This is a genomic window from Psychrobacter sp. 78a-MNA-CIBAN-0178 (genome assembly GCF_040309625.1).
Taxonomy (GTDB): Bacteria; Pseudomonadota; Gammaproteobacteria; order Pseudomonadales; family Moraxellaceae; genus Psychrobacter; species Psychrobacter okhotskensis.
In genome coordinates this window covers 20,487-33,935 of the sequence record NZ_JBEOOZ010000005.1, presented here as the reverse complement: position 1 = coordinate 33,935, position 13,449 = coordinate 20,487, and the positions used below count along the sequence as shown (strand labels likewise).

At 43.5% G+C, this 13,449-nt stretch carries 10 protein-coding genes; 2 read left to right on the top strand and 8 right to left on the bottom strand.

Features of this window, described 5'->3' with window-relative positions; genetic code table 11:
• Nucleotides 1-52: 52 nt before the first annotated feature.
• The 8 genes from AAEY80_RS04965 to AAEY80_RS04930 all read right to left on the bottom strand — a co-directional run bounded on the left by AAEY80_RS04965 (nucleotide 53) and on the right by AAEY80_RS04930 (nucleotide 9,634).
• Complete coding sequence (locus AAEY80_RS04965; RefSeq protein WP_350587969.1) at nucleotides 53-1,144, bottom strand: CaiB/BaiF CoA transferase family protein; 1,092 nt, start codon at nucleotides 1,142-1,144, stop codon at nucleotides 53-55.
• Nucleotides 1,137-3,317 (bottom strand): 3-hydroxyacyl-CoA dehydrogenase NAD-binding domain-containing protein, encoded by a 2,181-nt coding sequence (locus tag AAEY80_RS04960; RefSeq protein ID WP_350587968.1) that lies wholly within the window; start codon nucleotides 3,315-3,317, stop codon nucleotides 1,137-1,139. Before AAEY80_RS04960 ends, AAEY80_RS04965 begins: the two co-directional genes overlap by 8 nt.
• A gap of 55 nt (nucleotides 3,318-3,372) precedes the next feature.
• Nucleotides 3,373-4,581, bottom strand: a complete 1,209-nt coding sequence (locus AAEY80_RS04955) for an acetyl-CoA C-acetyltransferase (protein WP_201567495.1) — start codon at nucleotides 4,579-4,581, stop codon at nucleotides 3,373-3,375.
• Nucleotides 4,582-4,710: 129 nt separating this feature from the next.
• A complete protein-coding gene (locus AAEY80_RS04950; RefSeq protein WP_101211050.1) occupies nucleotides 4,711-5,862 on the bottom strand; it encodes an acyl-CoA dehydrogenase family protein in 1,152 nt (383 codons plus the stop codon).
• An 887-nt stretch (nucleotides 5,863-6,749) separates the two neighbouring features.
• On the bottom strand, nucleotides 6,750-7,055 hold the full coding sequence (locus tag AAEY80_RS04945) for a putative quinol monooxygenase (protein ID WP_025652889.1): 306 nt from the start codon (nucleotides 7,053-7,055) through the stop codon (nucleotides 6,750-6,752).
• Nucleotides 7,056-7,144: 89 nt separating this feature from the next.
• A complete protein-coding gene (locus tag AAEY80_RS04940) occupies nucleotides 7,145-7,996 on the bottom strand; it encodes an SDR family NAD(P)-dependent oxidoreductase (protein WP_350587967.1) in 852 nt (283 codons plus the stop codon).
• 117 nt (nucleotides 7,997-8,113) lie between these two features.
• Nucleotides 8,114-8,335, bottom strand: coding sequence for a putative antibiotic biosynthesis monooxygenase (locus AAEY80_RS04935; protein WP_350587965.1), 222 nt, complete (start codon nucleotides 8,333-8,335; stop codon nucleotides 8,114-8,116).
• Nucleotides 8,336-8,506: 171 nt separating this feature from the next.
• Nucleotides 8,507-9,634, bottom strand: coding sequence for an alkene reductase (locus tag AAEY80_RS04930; RefSeq protein WP_350588005.1), 1,128 nt, complete (start codon nucleotides 9,632-9,634; stop codon nucleotides 8,507-8,509).
• 185 nt (nucleotides 9,635-9,819) lie between these two features.
• Between AAEY80_RS04930 and AAEY80_RS04925 the strand changes: the two genes are divergently transcribed.
• Both AAEY80_RS04925 and AAEY80_RS04920 read left to right on the top strand, forming a co-directional pair.
• A complete protein-coding gene (locus tag AAEY80_RS04925; protein ID WP_350587964.1) occupies nucleotides 9,820-10,704 on the top strand; it encodes a LysR substrate-binding domain-containing protein in 885 nt (294 codons plus the stop codon).
• A gap of 446 nt (nucleotides 10,705-11,150) precedes the next feature.
• Nucleotides 11,151-13,337: a dihydrolipoyl dehydrogenase family protein gene (locus AAEY80_RS04920; RefSeq protein WP_350587963.1), complete on the top strand. Its 2,187-nt coding sequence runs from the start codon at nucleotides 11,151-11,153 to the stop codon at nucleotides 13,335-13,337.
• Nucleotides 13,338-13,449: the final 112 nt, after the last annotated feature.

Below are 13,449 nucleotides of genomic sequence, written 5' to 3'. Positions count from 1 at the left end.
TCCTTGGTAATGAGTTTAAAGAATAAATGATTTCAAAATTCAGCTTTGATAATTATTCTTTGATATCTTGCCATCCTATTGTTGAGTGATGCTCGTCCTGATGGGCAAATAGTGGATGTGCTTTGGCCTCTTCTAACGTCAGTACAGGAGTGGCGCAAACGTCTGTAGCCTCAAATGCTTGTTGCCAAAAATCAAGCGGCTGACTGGCAAATTTATCAGTAACCGCTTTAGCAGCTTCTTGACTAGCTGGCAGATTAGGCATAACTCCGCGCTGCCAATGAGCATCTTTGTACTGCGGCAGCTCTAAAACCTCACATAATCCTTGCCAAAATTTCAGCTCAAGCGAACCCACCGCCATGTAGCGATCATCTGAAGTTTTGTATAAGCGATAGCATGGTAATAACCCACCTAAAAAGTCATAGTGTGGTGGCGGATTTTGACCCGAGAAGCTCTTAACGAGCGTCCCCGTAGCTTTAGGCATAATCATATGATTGTATAAGCTATGCGTCATGCTGACTGCGACATGTCGACCTTTGCCCGTGCGCTGAGCAGCAAAGACCGCTGCAAGTAAGGCAATGACAGCCGTATCACTACCGCCTGCTAAGTCTGCAAACTGGACATTAGGCATTGCCTGATCGCCATCAGCCGTCTTGAGCTGGTCAAGTACGCCACTCATCGCCATAAAGTTAATGTCATGACCCGCTTTAGCCGCCCAGTCATGAGTGATGTTATCGCTATCAGCAGTGCCATAACCAGTAATAGATACCATGACCAGCTTTGGATTAATCGCATGCAGGGTCTTAGCGTCCAGTCCCATACCCTCAAGCACTTCTGGACGGAAGCTGTCGAGCATGACATCGGCGTTCTTAAGATGCTCCTTAATAGCCTCGATGTCTGCAGTATTACGGAAATCTATCTTTTCAATCGTTTTTCCATGATTTAAAGCATCGAACAATCCACCTAGAGCGCGAGCAGGATCGCCACCTTTAGGCTCGATTTTTATGATTTCTGCGCCCAAATCAGCAAGCAAACGTGTCGCAAAAGGTCCTGGTAGATTGCGGGTCAAATCAATGACCTGCAATCCTTGTAAGCAGTCGCTCATGCCATCCATAGCATTAGCTAAATTAGCCATCGAATCAGTCATCAGAGAAAACCTCACCACTTGACGCCATCTCTACTAGAATATTTGCCGGCTCAAAACGTTCGCCATATTGCTTGGCAAGTTCGCGACTACGGGCGACAAACTGCTCTACACCCATAGAATTAATAAACTGCAACGTACCACCTTGATGTGGCGTAAACCCCCAACCAAAGATAGAGCCAATATTGGTATCGGCCACTGAGCGTACAACATTTTCTTCAAAACACTTAGCGGATTCGTTGGCTTGAATAAACATCAAACGATCCACAAGATCTTGTTGCGATGGTTGCTCAGCGGTGGTTGGGTATAAGTTCACCAGCTCAGACCATAAGTGCTTGTCGCCTTTTTCTGGATACTCATAAAAGCCTTTGCCGTTCTTTTTACCTTCGCGATCGTGCTCTTTAACAAAAGCGCTAAGGATATTATAAGAAGGAGGCATCACCATCGTTTTGCCTTCGGCTTCCATATCCTTTTGCTGCTGCTCGATGACATGCAAGGCTAAGCTCAATGACACCTCATCTTGTAGCGCTAGCGGCGGCATAGGCATACCGGTTTTCATGCCAGCAACTTCGATACTACGTGGATGCACACCTTCACCTAGCATGGCGACGCCTTCTGATACATAGGTACCGAATACACGTGAGGTATAAAAGCCGCGACTGTCATTGACAACAATAGGAGTCTTACCAATTTGCAGCACGTAATCAAAAGCTTTGGCTAAGGTTTCGTCGTCAGTTTTTTCACCGACAATGATTTCCACCAAAGGCATCTTATCGACTGGCGAGAAGAAATGGAGACCAATAAATTGCTGCGGACGTTTGCTCGCTTCAGCCAGTCCTGTTATGGGCAAAGTTGACGTATTAGAAGCGTAAACCGCTGATTCTGGAATCACAGCTTCAGATTGCTGCGTACACTTGGCTTTGATTTCACGGTTTTCGAACACGGCTTCGATGATTAAGTCGCAATCTGTTAGATCGTCATAAGAGACAGTTGGGTGAATACGTGCCAGTAATGCTTGCTTCTTGTCTTCGGTAGAGCGTTTACGAGTGATCGCTTTATCCAAAAGATTGGTAGAATACCCTTTGCCTTTTTCGGCACCTGCCAATTCAGTATCGAGTAGTACCACATCTAGTCCTGCTTTTGCGCTGACATAAGCGATTCCCGCACCCATCATGCCCGCACCTAAAATACCCACTTTTTTAGTTTTATAGCGCTCAAAACCAGCAGGGCGTGACTGGCCCTTTTTGATGCTATTCAGTTGCGTCCAAAGGGTGCCAATCATGTTTCTAGATTCAGGGGATAGCACACAAGCGGCAAAGAAACGCGACTCAAGCTCGAGACCGGTGTCGATATCGACGATACAGCCTTCAAAGACGCAAGACATGATATGAGTAATCGCTGGATAGTTGCCGTGCGACTTTTGATTAGCCATCGCAGGCGCGATAGAGAATACTTGCACCACTTTAGGATGCATACTATTGCCGCCAGGGATTTTAAAGCCTTTTTTATCCCAAGGTTGCTGCGCTTTCGGATTGGCTTCGATCCACGCTTTCGCTTGCGCTAACATATCATCATTATCAGAGGCAGTAGCATCGATAAGACCGATATCTAAGGCGGCTTTAGGACGTAGCTCAATTCCTTGCGTCATCAGCTCAAGCGCTTTTTGAATGCCGACAAGTCTTGGTAGACGTTGAGTACCGCCCCCACCTGGCAATAGACCCAACTTAACTTCTGGTAGACCAAGTTTGGTTTTTGGAGAGTCAATCGCTATACGATAGTGACAGGCTAATGCAAGCTCTAGTCCGCCGCCTAAAGCCGTTCCCGTCATAGCGGCAACTACAGGTTTACCTGAAGTTTCAAGTTTACGTAGGCTACCTTTTAAGTCTTCGACTAAATCAAACGCTTGTTCAGCGGTCTCAATACGTGATAGTTGATCAATATCAGCGCCCACAACGAAGCTGTCTTTTGCTGAGGTTAGGATCAAGCCTTTAGCAGACTCATCATTAATAAAACTGTCCGTCATAGTGGCAAAAGCGTCGGTAAAACCATCGCCAATAACGTTCATTTTTCGATCGCTTTGATCGATAGTTACCATGACGATACCGTCATCATCACGTTGCGCTGAAAAGTTTGCTAGATTATTAATAATATCGATGCTGTCTGTATTTGTAGTCATTTTTTATCCTTTAAATGATCTCAAAATTATCATTTTTATGCATTAAATAGAGGGTTTATACGCGCTCAATGATAGTCGCAATTCCCATACCACCACCGACGCATAACGTCAGCATGGCGGTTTTAAGATCACGACGCTCTAACTCATCTAGTACGGTAGTCATTAGCATAGCGCCCGTAGCTCCTAGCGGATGACCCATAGCAATAGAGCCACCGTTTACATTGACAATATCAAGAGAAATACCAAAATCATGAGCGGTGTTCATGGGAACAGCGGCAAAGGCTTCGTTAATTTCCCAAAGATCAATATCAGAGGCTTGCATACCCGCTTTATCCAAGGCCTTTTTGCAGGCAGGTGTTGGACCCGTTAGCATAATGGCAGGTTCTGAGCCGATAACTGCGGCCATGGTAATCTTGGCACGCGGTTTAAGACCGGCTTTTTTCCCAGCAGCAGCGCTACCCACTAAGCATAGAGCGGCACCATCAACGATACCCGATGAATTGCCCGCATGATGCACATGATTCACTTTTTCGATAGTAGTGTATTTGTCCAAAATAACGCTATTAAATCCCATCTGACCGGGCATCACAAAAGAAGGATTCAATCCTGCTAACGTCTCAACCGTCGTATTCGGACGGATAGTCTCATCTTTATCTAGTAACAGCATGCCATTAAGATCTTTGACAGGCACCACTGACTTATCAAAATAACCTTTTTCCCAAGCGTTGGCAGCGCGGCGATGTGATTCAGTAGCAAATTCGTCAACATCAGTACGACTAAAGCCTTTGAGTGTGGCTATCGTATCAGCGCCAACCCCTTGTGGTACAAAAGCAGTTGCAGCGTTAACTCGTGGATCCATGTACCAAGCGCCACCGTCAGAACCCATTGGTACTCGGCTCATTGATTCGACGCCGCCTGCGACGACCAAATCTTCCATACCTGACATGACTTTGGCAGCCGCAAGATTGATGGATTCAAGCCCTGACGCACAATATCTAGAAAGCGTGACGCCAGCGACACTTTGATCCCAGTCGGCATCAAGCACCGCAATACGAGCAATATCAGAACCTTGCTCGCCTACAGGAGTGACGCAGCCAAGGACAACGTCATCTACTAAGCTGGTATCCAAGTTATGGCGCTGCTCCATCTCTTTTAATAAACCACGCACCAACCAGATGGGCGACGCTTGGTATAAAGAACCATCCTTTTTGCCTTTACCACGTGGGGTACGGATGCTGTCATAGATATAAGCGGTCTCAGTCATAAAAATCCCTTTTTACTTTTTTAAATAGGTAACAAATATAATTGCTAATAAATATCAAATTGTCGGCTGAATTATAAGTGATCAAAACTTCAATAAATAAATCCAGCAGCACTTCTCGAACAAAACGAGTTACATAAAGCGAGCAGCAAGCTCTTTCATAATCTCGTTGGTACCGCCATAGATTTTTTGTACCCGCGCATCAGCGTATAGGCGCGCAATAGGATACTCGTTCATATAACCATAGCCACCGAACAATTGCACACATTCATCGATCACTTCGCACTGCTTTTCAGTGACCCAATATTTGATTAACGAGGCATGAGGAATAGACAGCCTTTTTTCCATGATGGCATCTATCGCTAAGTCACACATACTATGAGCGGCTAGATAATTGGCATAACACTCTGCCATTTTGAATTTGGTGTTTTGGAATTTCCAAACCGGCTTGCCAAAGGCTTCACGTTGTTTGACATAATCAAGCGTCAAATTGATAGCCAATTTCATCGCGCCAATGCCTGTCAAGGCGATTAATAAGCGCTCACGAGGTAGCTCTTGCATCATTTGAATAAACCCCATCCCTTCTATCGGACCAAGCAGATTCTTTTGCGGGACGCGCACATTACTAAAAGAAAGCTCTGAGGTATCTTGGGATGTCAGGCCAACTTTATCCAAATTACGACCGCGCGCAAACCCTTCTAAACCATCAGTCTCTATTACAATGAGTGAGACGCCTTGCGCGCCTTTTTCGCGATCTGTCTTACAAGCGAGCAGAATGAGATTGGCATGCTGACCATTGGTAATAAAGGTTTTTGAACCATTAATAATATAGTCATCACCCTCTTTTATCGCATAAGTCTTCAGGGCTTGTAAATCAGAGCCAGTGCCCGGCTCAGTCATAGCGATAGCCGCGATATATTCGCCACTAGCCATTTTGGGCAACCACTCTTTCTTTTGCTCTTCGGTTGCATGGTTCAATATATAAGGAGCAACAATTCCTGAATGCACAATACCGCCAAAGCCTGACTGATTGGATTCTGCTTGCGCATAAATAATCGCGACTTCATCACGAAAATCGCCGCCACCGCCGCCATATTCTTCAGGCATTGAGGCACATAAAAAACCATTTTCGCCGGCTTCTTCCCAAGCCTCGCGGTCAATCATGCCGTTCTTTCGCCATTGCTCATCTTTTGGTTCCCAACCTTTAAACATTTTAAGCGCACTCTCGTAAACCATTTTGCGCTCTTCAGTCATCCAATTTGGGGCTAAGGTTTCGATACTCATATAGTCTTTCCTTGACGATATTACTTGGTGAAAAGTCATTAATTTAGAATTGTATAAAACCATAATAGTAGAATAGGTAATTATAATTACCTTAATATAAAACTATCTATTCATTTAAAGTTGCTTACTCTGCTAGATATACTAAAATAGTAAGTATGCGGTTGCAACTCATATTTTAACAATGGTAATTTATATTACTTTATCACTATAATATTATTTTAAAGGTCAGTGCGGCTTTATTAAAATAAAAAAATTTCATACAGCCGCACACCATCAAAAACTCAGTTTTTAATGAGGTGTAATAAAACTTTAATACGCAGCGTTGGAGTGAACAATGAAGGATAGGATATATATAGTTGAATTCAAATATTTTTCATACATGGAAACCAAGTGCAATCTATACATTAGCAGGGTTATCGAGAATACATCGGGTTTATATGGATTTGGTTATATAGTCATTAATGCCGTCATCAACTACAAACAGAGGAAGCTGATGTCGTATTTGTTGTAGTTGATCCAATGTAAAAGTACTACAAAGCAACTGAGTGACGATGTATATGTGATACTTCAAGCGAGGTTAACGTCGGAACTTTTTTATAGGGGATTGACTATAGGAGAATAAAAGGACAGTCTGCTTTTGGAAAGCTAGCGAAGAGGCAGTATTGGTAGCTAATGGCTTTTGAGCTTTGAGCTTTGAGCTTTGTCATTAGCTACCAATGCATGTACTATATTTTTTGACGCTCGTTGCGTGGTAGCTGCACTGCATAAATATGGCATACCACTCTGCAACCACTTATTTATAAAAGCTAAAGCTGTGGGAGTTTTGAAGTCTATAGGACTGTACTTTTATCCTTATCTTTAAAATGAGGACACGCCCTAGGTAAAATTTACGCGATAAAGGTCATCTCAGTGATAACAAAGTTATCGATCATATCCTTTGTCACTTTAACAAAGTTTTGAAAATGCTCGCTTTGTCCATGCTGCTCCATCAGCTCCTGATTTTCCCAAACCTCATAAGTGACAAAATTATTAGGATTGGCATTGTCTTGATGTAGGTTATACTGAATACAGCCTGTTTCAGCCTGTGACGCTTTGGTTAGCTTGAGTAGCTCAGATTTGGCTTGTTCAGTGTGTTCAGGTTTGATCTCAATAGTGGCAACGAGGGTGATGGCTTGGTTTGCTTGCGTGTTCATAATGGCTTCCTATGTTTATATACTATGATGATTTTGAGTGCATTCACTTTGTTATGGTATCCAATAAATGATCCGACTGACTATAAGTCTTATGTAGAAATCGATTTTAATACTGCCTGAGTTTGGCGTTTAAGCGCTGTAATGGCTTCTTTATTTAAAGCATCGGCATGCGGTTGACCGAACTCGCCTCTAGCATCGCCATGTGCCCCATCTTTAATATCATTATCAAAGTATTTGCCCGTATCATCAGAGAACTCATCCGAGATAGCCAACTCCGCTAGGATATTCGCCCCTTTATCTGCTGAGGACCAATATTGTCCGTAAGCCGCATCGACCATTTTGGTATTGAGTAACGAGCCTGGATTGACAGCAATCACACTGATACTATTGCCTGCGACGGTATCGGCTAAGTCCATACTCCACATCGTGAGCGCCAGCTTACTTTGCGCGTAGGCCTCTTTATCATTGAGATGCTCGTTTCCTGCAAATGCTTTATAGGATATCGGCGCTTGAGCTGCTGAACTTAGATTGACGATGCGCGCTTTATTAGATTTTTTGAGTAGCGGTAACAAGGCGTTGGTCAGCTTGTAAGGCGCTAAATAATTGACCACAAATCGTACGTCTAATCCGTCTTTGGTCATGGCCGATGCAGTGGTATAAATCCCTGCGTTGTTAATCAGCACATCAAGCTTTGACAGTTTTTCGCTTACTTCTACAGCCATATGACGTACTGCATTTAAATCTGAAAAATCAGCCACAAATCCATCAATATTATCTACCGCTGCACCTTTTGACACTGCTTTGACTTCTGTAATGACCCTGTTAAGTTTGTCAGCATCTCTGCCATGCAAATACACTCGATGTCCCGCTTCTGCTAACTTTAAAGCCGCAAGTTTACCAATACCATCAGTGCTGCCAGTAATTAAAATAGTTTTAGTCATGAGCCGTCCTTATGGTCTAAGTTGTTATTTGATTTTTAGAAGTGCGTTATATTGTATCCGTCGTCATGGCGATGATTGTAATGAAAATGTTGTGATTCAAATAGTAACCTAAGACCTCTACTTTTCTCTTCTTAAACGCTCAATAAGCCTGCCTGCTAGTGGGAATGACACCATTTGTGTCAGCGGAACGAGGATTATTGTCTCAATCAACACCACTACGGGCAAACTTAGACCTTGGGTCACAGGCTTTAATAGCGTTAATACGATTAAGAGCGTCGGATAAAGTCCAACATACCCTATTAATATGCGTATCAGCCTGTCTTTGGAATTCTGATTCATTGCCTACTACCTATTGATAAAACGATAAAAGAAAAACCTTTAAGCGACAAAAACAATAATTGTCGCTTAAAGATTGACTGTCTGTGAATATCCAACAAGTCACAAATTTATAAATGAAAATAAGGCCATTAGTATTAATGGCCTTATCTCAGTCACTGTTTATGTACTTTGCTATTCTTGATAGTAAGGATAATCACTGTAGCCCACATCAGTACCACCATACATCGTGGTAGGATCTACTTCATTCAACGGCCAGTTATTGGCAATACGCTCTGGCAGATCAGGATTGGCGATAAAAGGACGACCAAACGCGAATAAATCCCCATAACCTTTAGATAGTATATCGACCGACTTCTGCACAGTGTATTTACCCGCATAAATAATACGTCCTGAAAACTCAGCTCTGACTGCTTGATAAAAAGTGTCTGGTAAATCAGGCGCATTATCCCAATCAGCTTCTGCAATGGACAAATAAGCAATACCCGCTTGCTCAAGCAATTTGACTGCTTCGACATAGGTATGATGGGGATCTGACTCTACCAAGCCTAAATACACGCGCGTCTCATCCGTACTCGCAAATAATGGCGCAAAGCGTACGCCTAAACGATCAGCACCCACCACATCACTGACAGCAGCGACGATTTCTTTTAAGAAGCGCAAACGATTGGTCAACGACCCACCATATTGATCATCACGGTGATTGGTGTGCTCAGAGATAAACTGATTGACCAAATAACCGTTAGCACAATGCAGCTCTACCCCATCAAAACCCGCCTCCAATGCATTGCGCGCAGCGGCCGCATACATCGTTACCAACTCACCAACTTCATCGGTACTGAGAGCGCGTGGCTCACTTGGATCAGCCAATGCACCTGCACCTGGACCTGTTTCAATAAATACTTTGACGTTATCAGCGGTAATATCAGACGGCCCTACCGGCTGAGCACCATTAGGCTGCAAGCTGGTGTGCGACACACGGCCTACATGCCAAAGCTGAGCAAAAATAATACCGCCTTTGTCATGTACTGCTTGCGTGACTTTTTTCCAACCTTCAACTTGGGCTGATGAATGGATACCTGGCGTCCAAGCATAACCTTGACCTCTTGGCTCAATCTGCGTACCTTCCGTCACCATAAAGCCTGCTGACGCACGCTGTGCATAATAGCTGGCCATTAAGTCATTAGGGATATTGTCAGGTTGCGTGCTACGAGAGCGTGTCAATGGCGGCATTACGATACGGTTGTTGAGCGTATAAGGCCCAAGTGCTACAGAGGAAAATAATGTCTTTGTATCTGGAATAGTTTGTGTCATAAGTATCTCTTTTAAAGCAGCTGATGGCTTATTATTGAATGTATTGAGCCTGTTTTAATGCTTAATAGCTCATTTAGTGGCTACTTAAGCAATGTTGGTCAGCATAGCGTTTTGCAGGTACAATTAGAAACAACCGTTTCTTGTTTAAGATACAATTATTAATGGTATTAATTATGGATGGTATGAACCGGCTTGATATCAAGCAGCTTAGGGTGCTTCAGTCACTATTTGATCTAAAAAATCTCTCAAAAGTTGCACGCAAAATGGGACTGACGCAACAGGCGATCAGTGAGCAGTTGCGTAAGCTACGGGATTTGTTTGATGATCGTTTGTTTATCCGTCAAGGTAATAGTATGGTGGCAACGCCAAAAGCACTGTCGATGCGGCAACCGATTGACGATATATTAAAACAGTTAGAAATGTTGTTAGAGCCCGAGGTGTTTACGCCGCAAACCTATAAGGGTGTGTTTACGATTAGCGCAACTGACTATGCAACGCAGGCATTATTACCACAACTGTTTAATATAACGCGCCGTGAAGCGCCTGATTTGAGGTTGATAGTGCGCGACTTTGCTTCAGATAACATCAATCAGCTGATTGCGGCAGGTGAACTTGATCTACTCATTACCTTTCCCGAATTTATTCCTGATAATTTATCGTATGTGACGCTGCTTGAAGAGCAACATTTATGCATTACTGGTTGTAAAAACACCTTTGCAACAGAGGCACTAACACTGACACAAATCGCCGCACAGCCGCAACTGGTGGTATCGCCTTCGCGTGCTAATTTGCGCGGCTCTCATGACCAATGGTTCGCTGAAAAAGGCCTTAAGCGAAACATCGTGATGTCAGTACCTAGCTTTTCAGCCGTGCCAGATATTCTGCATACCACCGACATGATTGCCTTTTATCCTGCGCGACTACTGCCAAACGATAAAGTTAAAGAGCTTAAAGTAGAAGCCTTACCGCCCACCTTTAAGGTAATAGCCGCTTGGCATCCACGTACTAATGACAGTGGTATACATCGCTGGTTAATTGAGCAATTAAGAAAATTATAATAAATGTTCATCGCTATTTTATAAAACTGTCACCTGTCACCTGTCACCTGTTACCTGTTACCTGTCAGATAAATTTGAACAACCATTCAATAACCCTTACAATGCCTAACAGACCTATATTAGCCATTTTATTTGCATTTGAGCATTCACTCAAATTAAACCACATTGTTTGCATGTATTGCCCTATCTTTGATAAGGCATTCGAGTGGTTTAAGTTTGGGTAAAAGACTTTATCAGCTCAAGCTTAAGACAGCTGCTAGTAAGTCTGAGTAGTTATTTTGATCTACAAACTAAAAAACCATATGCAACGACGAATAATAAAAAAGTAGATTATAGTAAGACTGATGACATAACGATGCGTCTAGAAGTAAGACTTTTTTAAATGCTGTCATCCACATCCGCCCCTTTGCATGACTATTTTGCATGACTATATAGCTGGATAATCCATGATTAAAAAGATAGTTTTAATATTAGCCGTATTGATGTTAGTCATTGGCTTTTTTTACTTTGACCTCAACGAACTATTGACGCTTGACGGCTTAAAAGGGTCGATGGCGCAATTTAACGACTATAAAGCGCAATCACCACTATTAATTATCGGTGGGTTCTTTTTACTTTATGTCGTCGTCACCGCCCTATCCTTACCTGGTGCAGCTATTTTAACCTTAGCAGCTGGAGCGTTATTTGGCTTATGGCAAGGCTTATTGGTCGCCTCATTTGCCTCTAGTATTGGTGCGACACTGGCCTTTTTAACCTCACGTTATTTACTGCGTGATACGATTAAACAGCGCTTTCCGGAACGCTTAGCAGCCATTGACTCTGGCGTTGAAAAAGAAGGCGGGTTTTACTTATTTACCCTGCGCTTAGTGCCGATATTTCCGTTCTTTTTGATTAATTTACTCATGGGCGTCACTGCGATTAAAGCGAGGACATTCTACTGGGTCAGCCAAGTTGGTATGCTCGCCGGCACCTTGGTTTACGTCAATGCAGGTACACAGTTGGGGAAAATCGATAGCCTTTCAGGTATTTTATCGTTTAATTTAATTGTCTCATTTGCGTTGTTAGGTTTCTTCCCATTAATAGCAAAAGGGATATTAAATATGCTAAAAAAACGCCGCGTCTATAAAAACTACAACAAACCTAAACAATTCGACCGTAATATGATTGTGATTGGCGCTGGTGCTGGCGGGCTAGTCACCAGCTATATTGCAGCCACCGTCCGAGCAAAAGTGACTTTAATCGAAGCGGGTGAAATGGGTGGCGACTGCTTAAATTATGGCTGTGTACCGAGTAAAGCTTTGATTAAAAGCGCAAAAGTCGCAGAACAGATGCGCAATGCTGAGCGTTACGGCTTAGAAAATACACCACCAAAGTTCTCATTCAAAAACGTCATGAGCCGTATCCATAAAGTCATCGCTGATATCGCGCCAAACGATAGCGTCGAGCGTTATACGGAATTGGGTGTCGAAGTGCTAAAAGGTTATGCCAAATTCATCGATCCGTGGACGGTAGAGATTGCGCTAAACGATGGCGGCACGCAAAAACTCACCGCACGTTCCATTGTTATCGCTACTGGCGCGCGTCCATTTATCCCAGATTTGCCGGGTTTGGAAGAAACCGGCTATGTGACCAGCGATACTATTTGGAACAAGTTTACCGAGTTAGAAGAAGCACCGAAAAAGCTAGTGGTACTTGGCGGCGGGCCAATCGGTTCTGAGCTAGCACAAGCTTTTGCACGCTTAGGCTCCAATGTTACCCAAATCGAAAGAGGCGCGCGTCTCATGAAAAAAGAAGACGTGGAAGTCTCTGAATTTGCACACAAAGTACTCGTCGAGAGTGGCGTGAATGTCTTAACCTCGCATCAAGCGATTCGCTGTGAAGCTCGCGATGGTAAAAAATTTATTATCGTTGAAGCGCAAGACGACAGTACAGTTAAAAAAAGCGGTACAGATAAGCAAGAGATCGCTATTGAATATGACGAATTGCTTTGTGCCGTTGGACGTAGTGCGCGCTTAGAAGGCTATGGCCTAGAAACCTTAGGGATTGAAACTGAACGTACCATCGAGACCGATGACTATTTAGAAACCCTCTACCCCAATATTTACGCTGCTGGTGATGTCGTTGGCCCTTATCAGTTTACTCACGTGGCCTCCCATCAGGCATGGTACGCCGCCGTAAATGGTTTGTTTGGGCATCTAAAGAAGTTTAAAGTAGATTACCGCGTGATTCCGTGGACGACTTTTATTGATCCAGAAGTCGCACGCGTTGGCTTAAATGAGCAAGAGGCTATTGAAAAAGGCATCGACTTTGAAATTACTCGCTATGACTTTAAAGATTTAGATCGTGCGGTGACGGAAAGCGCCAACGATGGCTTTATCAAAGTCATTACGCCGAAAGGCAAAGATAAAATACTCGGCGTGACCATCGTCGCTGAGCATGCTGGAGACATCATGCCGGAATTTATATTAGCGATGAAGCATGGCTTAGGGCTGAATAAAATACTCGGCACCATTCATATGTACCCGACATGGGCGGAGGGTAATAAATACGCGGCTGGTGAATGGAAACGCAATCATGCGCCTGAAACGGTATTAAACTGGCTTGAGAAATATCATACATGGCGTCGAGGGTGATTAGCTTTCCAGTGAAACTCAATGCTGTTGGCACTCATTAGTTTATCAACTTTTAGACGATCGATTTGCTTTAGAAATAAGTGCTGTTGGTACAAATTTTCTTCGCTTGCTG